Below are 17,336 nucleotides of genomic sequence, written 5' to 3'. Positions count from 1 at the left end.
ACGACCTGTCTCATGCGTACGGGAGCTCTCATGAAACTCACCGTTTTCGGCGCCACCGGCGGTATCGGCAAGGAGATCGTCCGCCAGGCCCTGGACGCCGGTCACGAGGTCACGGCCGTCGTACGGGACCCCGCGCGTCTCCCCCTCACCGGTGACCGTCTGGAGGTGTTCCGAGCAGATCTCACCGACCCCGGTACGCTGCGGCCCGCCGTCGCCGGACGGGATGCCGTGCTGTCCGGCCTCGGGGCCCGCGGGCGCAAGGATGCGGGCGTCGCGGCACGGCTGACCCGGACGGTGCTTGCGGCCCTGGAGGCCGAGGAGGTGCGGCGGCTGCTCGTGGTCAGCGCCGCGCCGGTCGGACCCGCGCCGGAGGGGGACGGGGTCCTGGACCGTGCCGTTCTCGGTGTCGTGTCGGCGGTCCTCAAGGACATATACGCCGACCTGCGGGAGATGGAGGCCGAGGTGGCCGCCAGCGGCACGGACTGGACGGTCGTACGGCCGCCGCGCCTCCAGGACAAGCCGCTCACCGGCAGGTACCGGACGGTGGTTGGCGGGTTCCCGGGCAAGGGGCGCTTCGTCGGGCGGGCGGATGTGGCGCACGCGATGCTGGGGATGGTGGGGGATCCGGCGACGGTGAAGCAGGGGGTGGGGGTGGCCTACTGAGGGCCCGGCTACGGCAGCATCCGGGGGCTAGAGACTGACTCCGACCGTCACCGGCTCGTTGACCAGCGTGACGCCGAAGGCCTCGCGCACTCCGGCTACGACCTCGCGGGCGAGCGCGAGGAGGTCCTCGGTGGTCGCTGCGCCGCGGTTGGTGAGGGCGAGGGTGTGCTTGGTGGAGATGCGGGCGGGGCCGGTGCCGTAGCCCTTGGTGAAGCCTGCCTTGTCGATGAGCCATGCCGCGGAGGTCTTGGTGTGCCCCTCCCCCGCCGGGTACGCGGGCGGCTCCACGTCGGCGCCGAGGTGCTGGCGCACGCGCGCGTGAAAGGCCGTGAACTGCTCGTCGGTGAGGATCGGGTTGGTGAAGAAGGAGCCGGCCGACCAGGTGTCGTGGTCCTCGGCGTCCAGGACCATGCCCTTCCCGGTACGCAGCTTCAGCACGGTCTCGCGTGCGGCGGCGAGAGGTACGCGGTCGCCGGGCTCGACGCCGAGGACGCGGGCGGTCTCGGCGTACTTGATGGGGGCGGAGAGGCCTTCGGCGTTCTCCAGCTGGAAGCGGACGCGCAGCACGACGTAGCGGTCTGGGTCGGCCTTGAAGCGGCTGTGGCGGTAGGAGAAGGCGCAGTCGGCGTTCGGGAGGACGACGGTCCGGCCTGCCTGCCGGTCGTACGCGATCACCTCGGTGATCGTCGAGGAGACCTCCTGGCCGTACGCGCCGACGTTCTGGATCGGCGTGGCGCCTGCGGAGCCGGGGATCCCGGCGAGGCACTCGATACCGGCGAGGCCGGCTTCCACGGTGCGGGCGACGGCGTCGGTCCAGACTTCACCGGCGGCCAGCTCGAGCGTGGTGCCGTCCAGCTCGAAGCCCTTCGTGGCGATGACGAGCGCGGTGCCGTCGAAGCCCTTGTCCCCGATGACCAGGTTCGATCCACCGCCGATGATCAACAGCGGGGTGCCGTCGGCGTCGGCTTCGCGCACGACGTCGATCACTTCGGCGTCGGTGGTGGCGGTGACCAGCCGGGTGGCGGGGCCGCCCAGGCGGAAGGTGGTGAGGGGGGCGAGGGGGGCGTCGTGGAGTTCCTGCACGGGCTCAAGAGTACGAGACGGTGGGGGCGGGGGTGCCTGCGGCGGCCTGTGGCTGTCCGGTGGGGGTTCGCGTAGCGCCTGCTGTTTCGTTGTGGGTCGGGGCCGAGCCGGGGGGTGTCCGTCCTCGGACCGGCGGTTGGGGTCGGGCAGGGAGGGCTCCGTTCCTTGACGCCGGCCACTGCGGGCGGACACCCCCCGGCACGTCCCCTTACCGCCGTGGGCGGGTGCGGCGCCGCGGGGGTACGCGCCTTCTTATGCGCCGGTCCCGGCATTCCAGCCCGTCCGGCGATTGAGGACGAGGCCGTTCAGGCCGATGGGGGGGTCCAGGGGGCGCAGCCCCCTGGCGGGGTCGAAGGGGCGGAGCTCCTGGGGGTGGGACGGGTAGGGGCGGCGGGGGCGAGAACTGGTATCGGCTACGCCCCCGCCGCGGTCAGCCGGCGACCGCCTCCAGCGTCGGCGCCTGCTCCGGCGCCCGCACACCCCCGTCGCCCCGGCTCCGGCCCCGCCCCGGGATCAGCAGTGCAGCCACCCCCGCGAGAGCCACCACCCCCGCACCGGTGACCAGCGCAGGCCGCAGCCCGTCGACGAAGGTCTGGCCGGTCTCGTACCCGCCCTGCGCGGAGAAGATCGACGCCATGACGGCGATGCCGAGCGCGCCGCCGACCTCGCGCAGCGCGTTGTTCGCGCCGGACGCGATGCCCTGCTCCGAGACGCGGACGCTGGACATGACCAAGTGGGCGGCCGGGGCGAAGAACAGGGCCATGCCGATGCCGCTGATGATCAGGCCGGGCAGCTGGGCGGCGTAGGAGACGTCGACGGTGGCCACGGACGCCATGTAGGCGAGGCCGGCGGCCTGGAGGAACAGTCCGGTGGCCACGACGGGCCGGCCACCGATGCGGTCGGCGAGGATGCCCGCGATCGGCGCGACGAGCATCGGCATGCCGGTCCACGGCAGCATCCGCAGCCCAGCCTCCGTCGGCGAGTAGCCGAGCACGATCTGCATGTACTGGCTGAGCAGGAAGATCGACCCGAACATGCCCAGGAACATCAGCATGCTCGCGGCATTGATCCCGGAGAACGCCCGGGAGCGGAACAGCCGCATCGGCAGCATCGGGTTCTGGGCGCGCGTGCTGTAGAGGACGAACCCGACCAGCAGCGCGCCTCCGGCGAACAGGCCGGTCAGGACCAGGCCTCCGGTCCAGCCGTCGGCGGGGCCGCGCACCAGGCCGTACACGATCCCGAAGAGACCGCCGCTGGCGAGCAGGGTGCCGGGGATGTCGAGCCGGACGCCGACGCCGTACGACTCGGCGAGGCGCAGCCGGGCGAGCGGCAGCAGGGCCAGACCCAGCGGAACGTTCAGCCAGAAGATCCACTGCCAGGAGATGTGCTCGGTGAGGCTGCCGCCGATCAGCGGCCCGGACGCGATCGCGAGCCCGTTGACGGCACCCCAGATGCCGTACGCCATCCCGCGCTTGGCCGCGGGCACGGCGGCCGTCAGCAAGGTCAGCGTCAGCGGCATCATGATCGCCGCACCGGCGCCCTGCACCGCGCGGGCGGCGATCAGGGAGTCGATGCCGGGCGCGAGGGCCGCGGCGGCGGACGCGGCGGTGAAGATCGAGATGCCGACGAGGAAGAGCCGGCGGCGCCCGAAGCGGTCGCCGAGTGCCGCGCCGAACATCAGCAGGACGGCGAAGGTGAGTGTGTACGCACTCACCGTCCACTCCAGGTCGTGCAGCCCGCCGCCCAGGTCCTCGCGAATGGCGGGCAGTGCGGTGGTGACGACGAGGTTGTCGAGCGCCGCCATGAACCCGGCGACGCTGGTGATGATCAGGGCCCAGGCAGCCCCGCCACGGCGCGCGGTCCGCGCGTTCTGTTCGGTCTGGTGTGACATCGCTCCCCCAGAGGTGATGCGTTCCGGTTCCTGCGTCGAACTGCTTGAGTAGTTATTAGTCACTAACTTTCGAGATCATGAAGAATTCAGGTGAGCCACCTCACCCTGCTTCTACGCCTGCTGCTCCCCGGCCGGCTTCGGCGGTTCCATCCCCGCCCAGACTCGGTGGTCGGGAGGGAAACCCATGGTGACGAGGCAGTTGATGAGCATCCCGTACGCCATGAAGGTCGTCGTCTCATGGACGTCCGCCCCCAGCGGCAGATGGACGGTGTCCCACAGCCGCATCCAGCCGGCACGTACGGCCTCACCGAACTCGTGGTCGCCCTCCTGCTCGGCGGCCGCGACGGCGAGGTACATCTGCATCTGCATCATCAGCCGCTCGGGCTGGTCGGAGACGACCTTCCGGTACGCGGCACCCATGGCGCGCAGGGCATCCTCACCCTCCAGCCCGTCGGAGGCCTCCGCGAACATCCGGATGGTGTCCTCCACACAGCGTTCGGCCGCCGCGAGGAAGATCGCCTTCTTGCCCGGGAAGAGCCGGAAGAGATACGGCTGCGAGACACCGACCCGCTTGGCGATGGCCTCGGTCGACGTCCCGTAGTAGCCACCGCGGGCGAACTCGGTCATCGCCGCACGGACGACGCTCTCACGCCGTTCTTCTGCGCTCATCCTGGCCATGGAATCTAAGTTAGTACTCAATCACTAACCAGGCAAGCGGGGATGGCCGGAGAATGCGTAAGGGGCGCCCACCAGGGAGGACGCCCCTTGCATCACGACACACGCGTGCCGTTCACGCCAGCTGCACGACCGCCCGGGACATCCCGAGCACCTTCTGCTCGGCGCTCTTCACGGTCAGGTCCACGCGGACCTTGTTGTCGTCGAGCTTGACCGCGACCTTGCCGCTGACCTCGATCGTGGCGCCCTGGTCGTCGTTCGGCACGACGACGGGCTTGGTGAAGCGGACGCCGTACTCGACGACCGCGCCGGGGTCGCCGGTCCAGTCGGTCACGACACGGATCGCCTCGGCCATCGTGAACATGCCGTGCGCGATGACGTCCGGCAGCCCGACCTCCTTAGCGAACTTCTCGTTCCAGTGGATCGGGTTGAAGTCACCCGAGGCGCCCGCGTACTGGACGAGCGTGGCGCGGGTCACGGGGAAGCTCTGGGGCGGCAGTTCGGTGCCGACCTCGACATCGCCGTACGCGATCTTCGCCGTCATGGGTCTCAGCCCTCCCCTTCTTCGGCGTCCGCGCCACGAGCCACGAGCTTGGTCCAGGCGGTCACGACGTGCTCCCCCGCCTCGTCGTGGACCTCGCCGCGGATGTCCAGGATCTCGTTGCCCGCCATGGACTTGATGGCTTCGATGGTCGACGTGACGGCCAGCCGGTCACCGGCGCGCACCGGGCGCGTGTAGGAGAACTTCTGGTCGCCGTGCACGACGCGGCTGTAGTCCAGGCCCAGCTGCGGGTCCTTGAGGACCTGGCCGGCGGCCTTGAAGGTGATCGAGAACACGAAGGTCGGCGGGGCGATCACATCGGGGTGGCCGAGCGCCTTGGCGGCATCCGGGTCCGTGTACGCCGGGTTGGCGTCCCCCACCGCCTCCGCGAACTCACGGATCTTCTCCCGGCCCACCTCGTAGGGCTCGGTGGGCGGGTAACTCCGCCCCACGAAGGACTGGTCGAGCGCCATGGCTCGGCACCTCCTGCTGTCTGCTGCCGTTGACCTGCTGGTTCACCGGGATCGGTCGAACCGACCGGTAACCGGGGCGGAAACGACGCGAGGCCGCCCCCACGATCGGGGGCGGCCTCGCGTACGAGCCTGATTTATCGCGTCTCGCGGTGCGCGGTGTGCGCATTGCAACGCGGGCAGTGCTTCTTCATCTCAAGTCGGTCCGGGTTGTTACGCCGGTTCTTCTTGGTGATGTAGTTCCGCTCCTTGCACTCCACGCAGGCCAGCGTGATCTTCGGGCGGACGTCGGTGGCAGCCACGTGAGTGCTCCTTGACGAACGGATGGGATGGTTTAACGCATAAAAGAGTAGCCGATCGAAGGACCGACCCCGCAATCGGCTACTGTCAGTAGCGGTGACCGGACTTGAACCGGTGACACAGCGATTATGAGCCGCTTGCTCTACCGACTGAGCTACACCGCTGTGATGCGATCGGTTCCCGTCTCGCGACGGAAACCTCACACACCAGAGCCCCAATACGGAATCGAACCGTAGACCTTCTCCTTACCATGGAGACGCTCTACCGACTGAGCTATTGGGGCGAGCGATGAAGACATTACACGCTCAGCGGCCGTTCACCCAAATCCGTTTCGCGGCACCTGCCGGGGGCCGAACGGAGCACCGCGCAGGCGTCTCACGGGCCACTGCGGCACCGCGTGGGAGGGCTCCGTTCGGCCGACCACACCGGTACGACTATTGCGCTCCTGCGCGCCCGGGCCGTATCGCCACCCTAGGCTCGACTCACTCTGCGTGATCTTGCGGGCCCGGCGCACCCCCCGGCACCGTGCCCGCGGCCCGATGCGCAGCCCGAGTCTCTGGAGCGCGATGCCCGACAGTCATCCCCAGCCGCCGCACTCGTCGTCCTCGTCGGGCTCGTCCGGACCGGCCGACCCGGGTGCTCTGCTGCTGTGCGGGGCGCGGCTCACCGACGGCCGGACAGTGGACGTACGGCTGGGCGGCGGGCGCATCGAGGCGGTCGGCACGGCGGGGAGCCTGGCGGGGGACGGCACGTACGCGTGCGGCGCGCGTGTGGACCTCGGCGGCTACCTGCTTCTGCCGGCCCCGGCCGAACCGCACGCCCACGGCGACACCGCACTCTCGGCCGACGAGGGCGGACCCGTCTCCTACGAGCCCCAGGACGTCCAGCGCCGCGCCACCGAGGCCGCCCTGCTCCAACTCGGGCACGGGGCGACCGCGCTGCGGGCACATGTGCGCGTGGGCGACGTGCAAGGGCTGGGTGCGCTGGAGGCGGTCCTGCAAGCACGGCGTTCCCTGCGCGGGCTCACCGAGTTGACGACGGTGGCGATGCCACGGCTGCTGACCGGAGTGGCCGGGGCCGAGGGGCTCGCGATGCTGCGGGACGCGCTGAAGATGGGCGCGTCCGTGGTCGGCGGCTGCCCCGACCTGGACCCGGATCCGACGGGCTACGTGGAGGCGGTCCTCGAGGTCGCCTCCGAGCACGGCTGCCCCGTCGATCTGCACACCGACGCCACCGACCCGGCACGCCTGGCCCGGCTCGCCGCGATGGCCGGAGGACTGCGCCCCGGCGTGACCCTCGGTCCCTGCGGCGGCCTGGGCCGCCTGCCCGCCCAGGTGGCTTCCCGCACCGCGGACCAGCTCGCGGCGGCCGGGGTGACGGTGGTGTGCCTGCCGCAGGGCGGCTGCGGGGGCGCCGAACGACGGAGCACGGCGCCCGTACGACTGCTGCGCGCCGCGGGCGTACGCGTCGCCGCGGGGAGCGGCGCCATGAGGGATGTGTCGAACCCGGTGGGACGCGGGGACCCACTCGAGGCCGCCTACCTGCTGTCCTCACGTCACGGGCTGCGCCCCGAGGACGCGTACGACGCCGTGAGTGGGTCGGCGCGTGCGGTGCTGGGTCTGCCCGAGGTGCGGGTGGAGGCGGGCTTCCCGGCCGAGTTGCTGGCGGTGCGCGGGGACCGACTGGCGGGGGCGCTTTCGCTGGCGTACAGCCGCATCGTGGTGCACCGGGGGCGCGTGGTGGCACGGACGAGCGCGGTGCGGGAGTACTGCAACTCAGCCGTGGCCGCGGAGTTGGGGCTGCCGCGGCAGGGGCGGGGCGAGGTGTCGTGAGGGATATGGGTGCTCGCCCGGGAGTGCGCGAGCAGCTCGTGCACCGGCGCCCGCGCGTGAGGCGTGCGCCCGGCGTGGGGATGTGAGCCGTGTGCCCGTGGTGACGTGAGACGTGGCTGAAGTCGTGCGGCGAACGGGGCTGTCCGGGCGTACGGTCGAAGACATGCGCATTGTCATCGCTGGTGGTCATGGTCAGATCGCGCTGCGGCTGGAGCGCCTGCTCGCCGCGCGTGGGAACGAGGTCGCGGGGATCATCCGCAAGGCCGAACAGGGCGACGATCTGCGGGAGGCCGGCGCCGAACCCGTCGTGCTGGACCTGGAGTCGGCCTCGGTCGAGGAGGTCGCGGCACACCTACGAGGCGCGGACGCGGCGGTGTTCGCCGCCGGCGCGGGGCCGGGCAGCGGGACGAGCCGCAAGGACACGGTGGACAAGGGTGCGGCGGTCCTGTTCGCGGACGCGGCGGTCCAGGCGGGCGTACGGCGCTTCGTGGTCGTGTCGTCCATGGGCGCGGACCCGGGGCACCAGGGCGACGAGATCTTCGACGTCTACCTGCGCGCCAAGGGCGCGGCCGACGAGTACGTCCGCGGTCTGGACGCCCTGGACTGGACGATCCTGCGCCCCGGCGCCCTGACGAACGACGCCGGAACCGGCCTGGTCCGCCTGGAGGCCCACACCGGCCGCGGCCCGATCCCGCGCGACGACGTGGCCGCCGCACTCGCGGAGTTGCTCGACACCCCGGCCACGGCCGGCCTGACCCTCGAACTCATCAGCGGCTCGGCCCCGGTGTCGGTGGCGGTGAAGTCGGTGGCGGGGAACTGAAGATGGGCTCGGAGGGGGCGGAAGTTCGGGCTCCCTCCGGGCACCCGGCACGTCATGGACGGAGCGCCGGCCGCACGGCTGCGAGGCTGCGAGGCGGTACGCACGTACTGGGCGCGGCAGTTCGCGGCTGCGCATCCACTCGTGGGGAAGCTGGATCGCGCGCGGCGAGGTCGCGCACGGCTCCATCGCGTACGGCTGATTCACGCATGGTTGGTGCGCCTACGGTTGGATCGGCTGCGGCGGGACGCGGGCGGCGAGTCGGTTGATACGGGTGCGCGGACAGGCGTCCAGCATCCGCCGGCGAAGTGACGCTTGGGGCCGGTGCGGCGGAGCCGTGTGAGGCTCGGAGCAGGGCGCGCCGGTGCGGTGTGGCGCTCTACGCAGGGCACGCCGGAACCTTCGATGAGATCTGGGGGCCATCGACGGGTGCTCAGAACAGCGGAAGCTGGCCGGGGAAATCGGGCACGACATACCCGTCCAATGCGGGCTGCGCGGCACCGAGTTGCGTCGCCCGCCGCGATCCGGGGCACGACACGAGCTCCCCGTGCTCCCGCGCACCGGGTGGATCATGCCGCGCGAACCGACCGGCGACGACAGCGATCTCACGACGACACTCGGGGCAGCTTCTGCGGGGCGTGGCCATGGGGTCAGTGTGCCCCGGCCGTGACTCAGGAACGCGAAAACCCCTCCGCTCTACGTTTCCGCAGATCGGAGGGGTTTCCCCAGTGTGGCGGCGCCAGGATTCGAACCTGGGAAGGCTGAGCCGGCAGATTTACAGTCTGCTCCCTTTGGCCGCTCGGGCACACCGCCGGGGTTTGCTGCCTTTCGAACCGCTTTTCGGCGGTGCTCGCTGGCAACGACGTAAACAATACCCGATGCGGAGGGGTGCTTCGCCACCCGATTGATCGCCTCCCGGGGGACACGGGGTGGCTAGGCTTGTCCGGATGCGGTCCCGGGTTGCCCCGGGCTCGGCGGCCACCCCCACGCCCGCCGATACGCACCCCATACGCACCTCGATACAAGGAGCCACAGGACATGGCCGACTCCAGTTTCGACATCGTCTCGAAGGTCGAGCGGCAGGAGGTCGACAACGCCCTCAACCAGGCCGCCAAGGAGATCTCGCAGCGCTACGACTTCAAGGGCGTGGGTGCCTCGATCTCGTGGTCCGGTGAAAAGATCCTGCTGGAGGCGAACTCCGAGGACCGGGTGAAGGCCGTCCTCGACGTCTTCCAGTCCAAGCTGATCAAGCGCGGGATCTCGCTGAAGGCTCTGGACGCGGGCGAGCCCCAGCTCTCGGGCAAGGAGTACAAGATCTTCGCATCGATCGAGGAGGGCATCTCCCAGGAAAACGCGAAGAAGGTCGCGAAGATCATTCGCGACGAGGGTCCGAAGGGCATCAAGGCCCAGGTGCAGGGCGACGAGCTGCGAGTCAGCTCCAAGAGCCGGGACGACCTGCAGACCGTGATCGCCCTGCTGAAGGGCAAGGACTTCGACTTCGCGCTGCAGTTCGTGAACTACCGGTGAGCAACTGATCCGATGCCGACATCAGCTCGGCACCGGTGCCGGCACCGGCACCGGCACCGGCTACGGCTACGGCTACGGCTACGGCTGGGACCTCGACGCCGTACGAGGAAGGGTGGGCACCTCAGGTGCCCACCCTTCTCGCCTGCTGGCCGCGGTCCGGGGTGTGCTCGCCTCGCTCAGTTGCGAGAGTGGCCGAACAGGAGGCGGTAGGCGACCAGGAGCACCAGGGAGCCGCCGATCGCGGAGGCCCAGGTCGCGCCGTCGTAGAAGTCCTTGCTGATCGGGTGGTCCAGCCAGCGGGCCGAGATCCAGCCACCGATGAACGCGCCCGCGACGCCGATGAGCGTCGTGCCGATGAAGCCGCCCGGGTCACGGCCCGGCAGCAGAACCTTGGCGATGGCCCCGGCCAACAGCCCCAGAATGATCCAGCTGATGATCGTCATGCCGTGAACCTGCCCTTCCGCGCTGTGCCTGCACTTTCCGGGCACTGTGATTTCGGGCGCGCTTGTTCGTGCTCTGTTGATGAGCAGGACGTCACGGTGGCGCCCCTCGGTTGCAAGCGATCAGTAGGGTTCGGGCCATGACAGCGTCCAGCTCCCCGTCCCCTGAGCTGCGGCGCACCCTTGGTGTCGGCGACGCCGTCGTCATCGGACTCGGCTCGATGGTCGGGGCCGGGATCTTCGCCGCCCTCGCGCCGGCGGCACGCGCGGCCGGGTCCGGACTGCTGCTCGGGCTTGCGCTCGCGGCCGGGGTCGCCTACTGCAACGCCACGTCGTCGGCGCGACTGGCCGCCCTGTATCCGGCCTCGGGCGGCACGTATGTATACGGGCGCGAGCGGCTCGGGGAGTTCTGGGGATATCTCGCGGGCTGGTCGTTCGTGGTCGGCAAGACGGCCTCCTGTGCGGCGATGGCGCTCACCGTGGGCGCGTACGTCTGGCCGGGCCAGGCGCATGCGGTGGCGGTCGCGGCCGTGGTGGCGCTGACCGCGGTGAACTACGGCGGTGTCCAGAAGTCCGCCTGGCTGACGCGGGCGATCGTGGCAGTGGTCCTGGCTGTCCTCGCTTGTGTGGTGGTCGTGTGTCTGGGGTCCGGGCAGTCCGACGCCGGTCGCCTGGCCGTCGGAGCCTCGGGCGGTGTGGGCGGAGTGCTCCAGGCGGCGGGACTGCTGTTCTTCGCATTCGCCGGGTACGCGCGGATCGCGACCCTCGGCGAGGAGGTGCGTGACCCGGCGCGCACGATCCCCCGGGCGATTCCACTGGCCCTGGGCATCGCTCTGGCGGTGTACGTGTGTGTGTCGGTGGCTGTCCTTTCCGTGCTGGGGTCGGAGGCTCTCGGGCAGGCCGGCGCGCCGCTGGCCGATGCGGTGAGGGCAGCCGGGGTGCCGGGGCTGGTGCCTGTGGTGCGGGTGGGCGCGGCCGTCGCCGCGCTGGGCTCGCTGCTGGCTCTGATCCTGGGTGTCTCGCGGACGACGCTGGCCATGGCCCGCGACCGGCATCTGCCCGGCGTCCTGGCCGTCGTGCATCCGCGCTTCCAGGTGCCGCACCGTGCCGAACTGGCCGTGGGCGCGGTGGTCGCTGTCCTGGCCGCCACGGTGGACGTCCGAGGCGCGATCGGGTTCTCCTCCTTCGGCGTGCTGGCGTATTACGCGGTGGCCAATGCCTCGGCCTGGACTCTCGACTCGGCGGCGGCTTCGCGAGTCGTCCCGGTGGTGGGGCTCGTCGGGTGCGTGGCCCTGGCGTTCTCCCTTCCGTGGGTCTCGGTTGGTGTCGGTGCGGGTGTGCTGGCGGTGGGTGTGGTCGCGTACGGGGGCCGACGGTGGTGGGCACGGCGGTGGGGTGGCCAGGGGCGGTAGGCCGACGGTTGCGCGGCCGCTGGTTGGGGGGCGGGACTTGCGGGGCCGACGTGTGGGCGAGGGGCTACCGAACCGCGTGGCGTGACCGGTCTCTGCCAGGCGGGGGTGTTGACCGATCGCAGCCGCAGCAGACGCCGGGGCGGCAGGTCGCCGGGGCGCCTTGGCCTGCCACCTCAGTGACCGGAGACTGCCACCACGTGGCGGTGCGCGCGGCCCTTCGGTCCGCTCGGGGCTGACGTCACTCCTCTCGGTGAGAACGGCCTACTCAGCACCCTCGGAGTGCGCGCCGACCATCGCTCCACTCCACCGGTCGAGCCACTCCACCGACCGTCCGGTCCACCAGGGGACCGCCGATCCGCGTCTCCTCAGGACGCCCCGGCCGTAGCCGTGCGTATGCGGAAATCGGTCCAAGGGGCCAGCTCCAGCTCCTCGTTCATCTCCTCGTACCAGCCCGTGCCGTCGACCCAGGCGCGCAGCCAGTCCGTGAGGCTAGGGGCGTCCACGTACCAGGCTCCGTCGGCGTCGTCGGCGTTGGGTTCGAAGAGGAGGACGGTGGCCTGTGGGCTGTGGCAGTCCACGCACGCGTACATCGCGCAGCCCCAGTGGGATATCGGCAGGACACCCTCGGGCCATGGCCAGTCGGGGTCCTTACGGCCGCTCTCGCGGTTGGCGAGGTATTGGATGACGGCGGCGGGTTCTCCGGCCGGAGAGCTGTCGAGCAGGGGCAACAGGCCGTACTCCGGACCGAATCCACCGTCTCCTATACGTAGGTAGAGGTCGGCGAGCAGCGGGTGCAGGTCGAAGCCGAGAGCGGCCTCGGCACGTGCCACGGTGGCCGCGTCCACGGGCTCGGGGAGCGAAGTCCAGCCCCACGGTCGGGTGTTGCGAGCCTTGTCCGCCACCCTCGTCAGCAACTGCTCGTTCTCGGTCATGCGTTCATGATGCAAGCCGCCACTGACAATCGAGCGGGCCTGTGGATAACTCCGAGGTTGTGGAAAACCCGTGGCTATCGCTCGGCGCGGTTCGCCCGCCCCCGGCACGGTTCGCGCGCCCCCTCTCGGTTCGCCCCCCAACTCGCCCTACCCGCTGTGAGCCGCTACCAGCCCTGAGCGAACGGCTGGTCTGACGGCACGATTTCGCGGCCCAGCGGGAACAGCGACACCGGGATCAGCTTGAAGTTGGCGATGCCGAACGGGATACCGATGATCGTGATGCACAGCACGAGGCCGGTGGCGATGTGGCCGAGGGCCAGCCACCAGCCCGCGAGGACCAGCCACAGGACGTTGCCGACGCACGAGGGGGCTCCGGCGTCGCGGCGTTCGATCGTCGTGTATCCGAACGGCCACAGCGCGTAGACGCCGATGCGGAAGGCCGCGATGCCGAACGGGATACCGATGATGGTGATGCACAGCAGCAGGCCCGCGGCCAGGTAGGCGATGAACAGCCAGAAGCCGCTCAGGACGAGCCAGATGACGTTCAGGATGGTCTTCATCGGGGTCCTGCCATCTTTTGGAGTCGGGCGATACGGTCCGCCATGGGTGGGTGGGTGGAGAACATCTTGGAGAACCCCTGACCTGGGCGGAAGGGGTTTGCGATCATCATGTGACTGGCCGTCTCGATGCGGGGCTCGGGGGGCAGCGGGAGCTGCTTGGTGCCGAGTTCGAGCTTGTGCAGGGCGCTGGCGAGGGCGAGCGGGTCGCCCGTGAGCTGGGCGCCGGACGCATCCGCCTCGTACTCCCTGGAGCGGCTGATGGCCAGTTGGATGAGCGTGGCGGCGAGCGGGCCGAGGATCATGATCAGCAGGATGCCGAGGATGCCGGGGCCGTCGTCGTCATCGGAGCGGCCGATCGGGATCAGCCAGGCGAAGTTGACCAGGAACATGATCACCGAGGCCAGGGCGCCGGCGACCGACGAGATCAGGATGTCCCGGTTGTAGACGTGGCTGAGCTCGTGGCCGATGACGCCCCGCAGTTCGCGCTCGTCGAGGAGGCGAAGGATTCCTTCGGTGCAGCACACGGCCGCGTTGCGCGGGTTGCGGCCCGTCGCGAACGCGTTCGGCGCCTCTGTCGGGGAGATGTAGAGGCGGGGCATGGGCTGGCGGGCCTGGGTGGAGAGCTCGCGGACCATGCGGTACAGGGCCGGGGCCTCGAACTCGCTGACCGGGCGGGCGCGCATCGCGCGCAGCGCCAGCTTGTCGCTGTTCCAGTACGCGTACGCGTTCGTGGCCAGCGCGATCAGGACCGCAATGACGAGCCCCATCCGGCCGAAGAAACTGCCGATGACGATGATGACTGCGGACAGTCCCCCGAGGAGGACTGCGGTCCTGAGCCCGTTGTGCCGGCGGTGCACGGTACGCCCTCCAAGTGGTGCGGCAGGGGAACCCTTTGCTGGTCGATCTCCGATGCCACTGGTGCCGTGGTCTCACGTCCAGTGGACCCTTCTGTACTGGTCAACGCCAGGCGAGGGCCACGGGTTCCCTTGTGCGCAGGGCGGCGGGCGTGGGCCGTCCGGGTGAAGGCGCCGGCGCACGGCTACGCGCGCGTGGGGGTCGAGTGATCGACACGCGCGTACAGGAGGTGAGCCAGAGGCTCAGAAGAGCCCGGTGTCGGCAAAGCGCAGGATCAGCTGAGGGGCTCCGGACAGGGCGATGCCGACGACACCGGTGAGGGCCATCGCGGCCGTGAGCGGCGCAGGGAGGATGTGCCTCCCTGCCTCCCCCTCGGGCGCACGGAACAGCAGGGCCGTCCACTGGAGGTAGTAGAACAGCGCGATCACCACATTGACGGCCATGACCACGGCCAGCCAGCCCAGGCCCGCGTCGACGGCGGCGGAGAAGACCGTGACCTTGGCGAAGAGACCGATGATGCCCGGCGGGAGCCCGGCCAGGCAGAGCAGGAAGAAGGCCAGGATCAGGGCGGTCAGGGGGTTGTGGGCGTACAGGCCGCGGTAGTCGCTGATGCGGTTCAGGGACTTCGTACGGCCGACCAGGGCGGCCACTGCGAAGGCGCCGAGGTTCACGGCGGCGTACATGAGGGCGTAGGCGACGGTGGAGCCGATGGCGCGCTCGCCGTCGTCGGAGTACGCGGCGGCGGCGATCGGCACCAGGAGGTAGCCGGCCTGGCCGACGGAGGACCAGGCGAGCAGGCGTACCGCGCTGTACGCGCGCGTGGCCTGCTGGCGGAGGGCTCCGACGTTGCCGACGGTCATGGTGAGGGCGGCCAGTGCCGCGAGGGCCGGGCCCCAGACGTCGGCGTATGACGGCAGGGCGATGACCGTGACGAGGATCAGGCCGGTGAAGCCGACCGCCTTGCCGACGACCGAGAGGTAGGCGGCCACCGGTAGGGGCGCCCCTACGTAGGTGTCCGGGACCCAGAAGTGGAAGGGGACAGCGGCCGTCTTGAAGGCGAAGCCGACCAGGGTGAGGACGACTCCCGTCCGGACCAGGGTCTCGAGCTGTCCGTCGACGTTCTGGATCCGGTCGGCGATCTGCGTGAGGTAGAGGGTGCCGGTAGAGGCGTACACGAAGCTGATGCCCATGAGGCTGACCGCGGTCGCGGTGACCGAGGACAGGAAGAACTTCAGGGCCGCTTCGGAGGACTTGCGGTCACCGAAGCGGAGGCCGACCAGCGCGAAGGCCGGAAGCGAGGCGACTTCGAGCGCGACGATGAGGGTCGCCAGGTCCCGGGAGGCGGGCAGCAGGGCGGCGCCGGCGGCGGAGGAGAGCAGCAGGAACCAGTACTCCCCTTCGGGGAGTTCCTTGTCGGCGTCCTTGAGAGCGGTCACCGACAGGAGCGCCGCGAGGAGGGCGCCGCCGAGAACCAGGAACTGGATCACGAGAGTGAAGCGGTCGGCCGTATAGCTGCAAACCGCGGCGTCGCGGGTCAGGCAGAAGGTGGAGCGGTCGCCGTCCATAAGGGGCAGCAGCAGGACGATGGAGCCGGCCAAGCCTGCCACGGATGTCCAGCCGAGCAGGGCCTTCTTGTTCTCCGCAACGAACAGGTCGGCCACGAGGACCACGAGTCCGACGACCGCCGCGACGGTGGGCGGCGCGATGGCGAGCCAGTCGACTGACTGGACCACCGACTCGGCCAGGGGCTGGGCCAGGGAGCTCATCGGGTGCCTCCTGCGAGGAGCTGCTGCACGGCCGGGTCGGTCAGGCCGAGGAGGGTCTTCGGCCACAGTCCGGCGACGACGGTGAGGACGACGAGCGGGGCCCAGGCCGCGAACTCGTAACTCTGGACGTCGGCGAGCTTCGGGGCTTCCTGCGACGCGGCACCCATGCAGACGCGGCGGACCACGACAAGCAGGTACGCGGCGGTCAGCAGGGTGCCGAAGGCGCCGATCGCCATGAAGGTCAGGAAGGCCGGTCGGCTGAGCTGGGCCGCGGGCTCGAACGCGCCGAACAGCGCGAGCATCTCGCCCCAGAACCCGGCGAGGCCCGGCAGCCCGAGCGAGGCGACCGCGGCGAAGGCCAGGAGGCCGCCGAGGCGGGGCGTCTTGGCGTAGAGGGCCGCGCCGGTCTTGTCGGCGAGGGTGTCGAGGTCGGTGGTCCCCGTACGGTCCTTCAGCGCGCCGACCAGGAAGAAGAGGAGGCCGGTGATGAGGCCGTGGGCGATGTTGGCGAACAGGGCGCCGTTCACGCCGGTCGGGGTCATCGTGGCGATGCCGAGCAGGACGAAGCCCATGTGGCCGACGGAGGAGTAGGCGATCAGGCGCTTCAGGTCGCCCTTCGCGCCCCGCTTGGCCAGGGCGAGGCAGGCCAGGGACCCGTAGATGATCCCGACGACGGCGAACGCGGCGAGGTAGGGCGCGAAGTCGGCGAAGCCGTCGGGGGTGATCGGCAGGAGAATCCGGACGAACCCGTACGTTCCCATCTTCAGCAGGACGCCGGCCAGCAGAACCGAGCCGACGGTCGGGGCGGCGGTGTGGGCGTCGGGCAGCCAGCTGTGCAGGGGCCACATCGGCGTCTTGACCGCGAGCCCGATACCGATCGACAAAACGGCGATGACCTGCACGGATGCAGTCAGGGACCGGCCGTTGTCAGTGGCGAGTGCCACCATGTCGAATGTGCCCGCCTGGATTCCGATCAGGAGCAGGCCGAGCAGCATGACCACGGAGCCGAGCAGCGTGTAGAGGATGAACTTCCAGGCGGCCGCGGTCCGGCCCTCGCCGCCCCAGCGGGCGATGAGGAAGTACATCGGGATCAGGACCATCTCGAAGGCGAGGAAGAAGAGCAGCAGGTCGAGGACGGCGAAGGTGGCGAGGGTGCCGGACTCCAGGACGAGCACCAGTGCGACGAAGGCCTTCGGGGTCGGGCCCGCAGGCATCTTGAAGTACGAGTAGAGCGCGCAGAGGAAGGTCAGCAGCGCGGTCAGTACCAGAAGGGGGAGGGAGATGCCGTCGATGCCGAGGTGGATGCGCACGTCGAGTGCGGGGATCCAGCTGATGTCCGTGCTGGCCTGCATCTTCGACGGACGGTCGTGGTCGAAGCCGAGGACCAGGACGATGGCGGCGATGAGGACCACGCCGGTGACGGTGACACCGTGCCGGAGCACGGCCTGCTCGGGTGACTTCCCTTTCAGCCCGGGCGGGGCGGGCAGAAGAGCCGCGGCGGCGCCGAGGAGCGGGCCGACGACGACGAACGCCAGAAGGACCTGCATCACGGACTCGTTGATATCGATCACG

18 protein-coding genes and 3 tRNA genes are annotated in these 17,336 nt (G+C 70.2%); 5 read left to right on the top strand and 16 right to left on the bottom strand.

Annotated elements, in window-relative coordinates; genetic code table 11:
* Positions 1-30: 30 nt before the first annotated feature.
* Positions 31-663, top strand: coding sequence for an NAD(P)-dependent oxidoreductase (locus ACWGDB_RS19165; protein ID WP_453823489.1), 633 nt, complete (start codon positions 31-33; stop codon positions 661-663).
* A 27-nt stretch (positions 664-690) separates the two neighbouring features.
* Here ACWGDB_RS19165 and ACWGDB_RS19160 read toward each other — a convergent pair whose 3' ends face one another.
* The 8 genes from ACWGDB_RS19160 to ACWGDB_RS19125 all read right to left on the bottom strand — a co-directional run bounded on the left by ACWGDB_RS19160 (position 691) and on the right by ACWGDB_RS19125 (position 5,906).
* Entirely contained in the window at positions 691-1,746 is a 1,056-nt protein-coding gene (locus ACWGDB_RS19160) for a UDP-N-acetylmuramate dehydrogenase (RefSeq protein ID WP_453823488.1), read from the bottom strand.
* A 430-nt stretch (positions 1,747-2,176) separates the two neighbouring features.
* Entirely contained in the window at positions 2,177-3,637 is a 1,461-nt protein-coding gene (locus ACWGDB_RS19155; RefSeq protein ID WP_453823487.1) for an MFS transporter, read from the bottom strand.
* Positions 3,638-3,748: 111 nt separating this feature from the next.
* Complete coding sequence (locus ACWGDB_RS19150; protein WP_453823486.1) at positions 3,749-4,315, bottom strand: TetR/AcrR family transcriptional regulator; 567 nt, start codon at positions 4,313-4,315, stop codon at positions 3,749-3,751.
* A 112-nt stretch (positions 4,316-4,427) separates the two neighbouring features.
* Complete coding sequence (locus ACWGDB_RS19145) at positions 4,428-4,856, bottom strand: MaoC family dehydratase (RefSeq protein ID WP_383610003.1); 429 nt, start codon at positions 4,854-4,856, stop codon at positions 4,428-4,430.
* Between the two features lie 5 nt (positions 4,857-4,861).
* Positions 4,862-5,326: an FAS1-like dehydratase domain-containing protein gene (locus ACWGDB_RS19140; RefSeq protein WP_383610006.1), complete on the bottom strand. Its 465-nt coding sequence runs from the start codon at positions 5,324-5,326 to the stop codon at positions 4,862-4,864.
* Positions 5,327-5,460: 134 nt separating this feature from the next.
* Entirely contained in the window at positions 5,461-5,625 is a 165-nt protein-coding gene (gene rpmG, locus ACWGDB_RS19135) for a 50S ribosomal protein L33 (RefSeq protein WP_003948671.1), read from the bottom strand.
* Between the two features lie 89 nt (positions 5,626-5,714).
* Positions 5,715-5,787 (bottom strand) — tRNA-Met (locus ACWGDB_RS19130).
* A gap of 46 nt (positions 5,788-5,833) precedes the next feature.
* Positions 5,834-5,906: transfer RNA gene (locus tag ACWGDB_RS19125), tRNA-Thr, on the bottom strand.
* 283 nt (positions 5,907-6,189) lie between these two features.
* Here ACWGDB_RS19125 and ACWGDB_RS19120 point away from each other — a divergent pair.
* The gene (locus ACWGDB_RS19120) at positions 6,190-7,455 is read left to right on the top strand and encodes an amidohydrolase family protein (RefSeq protein WP_453823485.1); all 1,266 of its coding nucleotides are present in this window, start codon (positions 6,190-6,192) and stop codon (positions 7,453-7,455) included.
* 163 nt (positions 7,456-7,618) lie between these two features.
* A complete protein-coding gene (locus tag ACWGDB_RS19115; RefSeq protein WP_427840394.1) occupies positions 7,619-8,275 on the top strand; it encodes an SDR family oxidoreductase in 657 nt (218 codons plus the stop codon).
* A 430-nt stretch (positions 8,276-8,705) separates the two neighbouring features.
* Here ACWGDB_RS19115 and ACWGDB_RS19110 read toward each other — a convergent pair whose 3' ends face one another.
* On the bottom strand, positions 8,706-8,918 hold the full coding sequence (locus ACWGDB_RS19110) for a hypothetical protein (protein ID WP_453823484.1): 213 nt from the start codon (positions 8,916-8,918) through the stop codon (positions 8,706-8,708).
* A gap of 85 nt (positions 8,919-9,003) precedes the next feature.
* Positions 9,004-9,085 (bottom strand) — tRNA-Tyr (locus ACWGDB_RS19105).
* Positions 9,086-9,310: 225 nt separating this feature from the next.
* On the opposite strand from ACWGDB_RS19105, the gene ACWGDB_RS19100 reads away from it, so the two are divergent.
* Entirely contained in the window at positions 9,311-9,799 is a 489-nt protein-coding gene (locus ACWGDB_RS19100) for a YajQ family cyclic di-GMP-binding protein (protein ID WP_453823483.1), read from the top strand.
* Between the two features lie 176 nt (positions 9,800-9,975).
* Here the strand turns inward: ACWGDB_RS19100 and ACWGDB_RS19095 are convergent, their stop codons facing one another.
* Entirely contained in the window at positions 9,976-10,242 is a 267-nt protein-coding gene (locus ACWGDB_RS19095) for a GlsB/YeaQ/YmgE family stress response membrane protein (RefSeq protein WP_427840405.1), read from the bottom strand.
* Between the two features lie 137 nt (positions 10,243-10,379).
* Between ACWGDB_RS19095 and ACWGDB_RS19090 the strand changes: the two genes are divergently transcribed.
* The gene (locus ACWGDB_RS19090; RefSeq protein ID WP_453823482.1) at positions 10,380-11,651 is read left to right on the top strand and encodes an APC family permease; all 1,272 of its coding nucleotides are present in this window, start codon (positions 10,380-10,382) and stop codon (positions 11,649-11,651) included.
* A 365-nt stretch (positions 11,652-12,016) separates the two neighbouring features.
* Here the strand turns inward: ACWGDB_RS19090 and ACWGDB_RS19085 are convergent, their stop codons facing one another.
* From ACWGDB_RS19085 to ACWGDB_RS19065, 5 genes are all read right to left on the bottom strand, one after another.
* Positions 12,017-12,583: an SMI1/KNR4 family protein gene (locus ACWGDB_RS19085; protein ID WP_453823481.1), complete on the bottom strand. Its 567-nt coding sequence runs from the start codon at positions 12,581-12,583 to the stop codon at positions 12,017-12,019.
* A 164-nt stretch (positions 12,584-12,747) separates the two neighbouring features.
* Complete coding sequence (locus ACWGDB_RS19080) at positions 12,748-13,143, bottom strand: YccF domain-containing protein (RefSeq protein WP_369272815.1); 396 nt, start codon at positions 13,141-13,143, stop codon at positions 12,748-12,750.
* Positions 13,140-14,000: a zinc metalloprotease HtpX gene (htpX, locus tag ACWGDB_RS19075; RefSeq protein WP_328424705.1), complete on the bottom strand. Its 861-nt coding sequence runs from the start codon at positions 13,998-14,000 to the stop codon at positions 13,140-13,142. The genes ACWGDB_RS19080 and htpX overlap by 4 nt, the downstream gene beginning before the upstream one ends.
* A gap of 240 nt (positions 14,001-14,240) precedes the next feature.
* Positions 14,241-15,764: an NADH-quinone oxidoreductase subunit N gene (locus ACWGDB_RS19070; protein ID WP_453823480.1), complete on the bottom strand. Its 1,524-nt coding sequence runs from the start codon at positions 15,762-15,764 to the stop codon at positions 14,241-14,243.
* Positions 15,761-17,335: a complex I subunit 4 family protein gene (locus tag ACWGDB_RS19065; protein WP_453823479.1), complete on the bottom strand. Its 1,575-nt coding sequence runs from the start codon at positions 17,333-17,335 to the stop codon at positions 15,761-15,763. The genes ACWGDB_RS19070 and ACWGDB_RS19065 overlap by 4 nt, the downstream gene beginning before the upstream one ends.
* Between the last annotated feature and the right edge of the window lies 1 nt (position 17,336).

Source organism: Streptomyces sp. NPDC055013, from assembly GCF_053608645.1.
This window is presented reverse-complemented; position numbering and strand designations above follow the sequence as displayed.

Coding starts and splice junctions, on each gene's coding strand:
- ACWGDB_RS19165 (WP_453823489.1), top strand. CDS start 31: ATGAAACTCACCGTTTTCGGCGCCACCGGCGGTATCGGCAAGGAGATC.
- ACWGDB_RS19155 (WP_453823487.1), bottom strand. CDS start 3,637: ATGTCACACCAGACCGAACAGAACGCGCGGACCGCGCGCCGTGGCGGG.
- ACWGDB_RS19150 (WP_453823486.1), bottom strand. CDS start 4,315: ATGGCCAGGATGAGCGCAGAAGAACGGCGTGAGAGCGTCGTCCGTGCG.
- ACWGDB_RS19145 (WP_383610003.1), bottom strand. CDS start 4,856: ATGACGGCGAAGATCGCGTACGGCGATGTCGAGGTCGGCACCGAACTG.
- ACWGDB_RS19140 (WP_383610006.1), bottom strand. CDS start 5,326: ATGGCGCTCGACCAGTCCTTCGTGGGGCGGAGTTACCCGCCCACCGAG.
- ACWGDB_RS19120 (WP_453823485.1), top strand. CDS start 6,190: ATGCCCGACAGTCATCCCCAGCCGCCGCACTCGTCGTCCTCGTCGGGC.
- ACWGDB_RS19115 (WP_427840394.1), top strand. CDS start 7,619: ATGCGCATTGTCATCGCTGGTGGTCATGGTCAGATCGCGCTGCGGCTG.
- ACWGDB_RS19110 (WP_453823484.1), bottom strand. CDS start 8,918: ATGGCCACGCCCCGCAGAAGCTGCCCCGAGTGTCGTCGTGAGATCGCT.
- ACWGDB_RS19100 (WP_453823483.1), top strand. CDS start 9,311: ATGGCCGACTCCAGTTTCGACATCGTCTCGAAGGTCGAGCGGCAGGAG.
- ACWGDB_RS19095 (WP_427840405.1), bottom strand. CDS start 10,242: ATGACGATCATCAGCTGGATCATTCTGGGGCTGTTGGCCGGGGCCATC.
- ACWGDB_RS19090 (WP_453823482.1), top strand. CDS start 10,380: ATGACAGCGTCCAGCTCCCCGTCCCCTGAGCTGCGGCGCACCCTTGGT.
- ACWGDB_RS19085 (WP_453823481.1), bottom strand. CDS start 12,583: ATGACCGAGAACGAGCAGTTGCTGACGAGGGTGGCGGACAAGGCTCGC.
- ACWGDB_RS19080 (WP_369272815.1), bottom strand. CDS start 13,143: ATGAAGACCATCCTGAACGTCATCTGGCTCGTCCTGAGCGGCTTCTGG.
- ACWGDB_RS19070 (WP_453823480.1), bottom strand. CDS start 15,764: ATGAGCTCCCTGGCCCAGCCCCTGGCCGAGTCGGTGGTCCAGTCAGTC.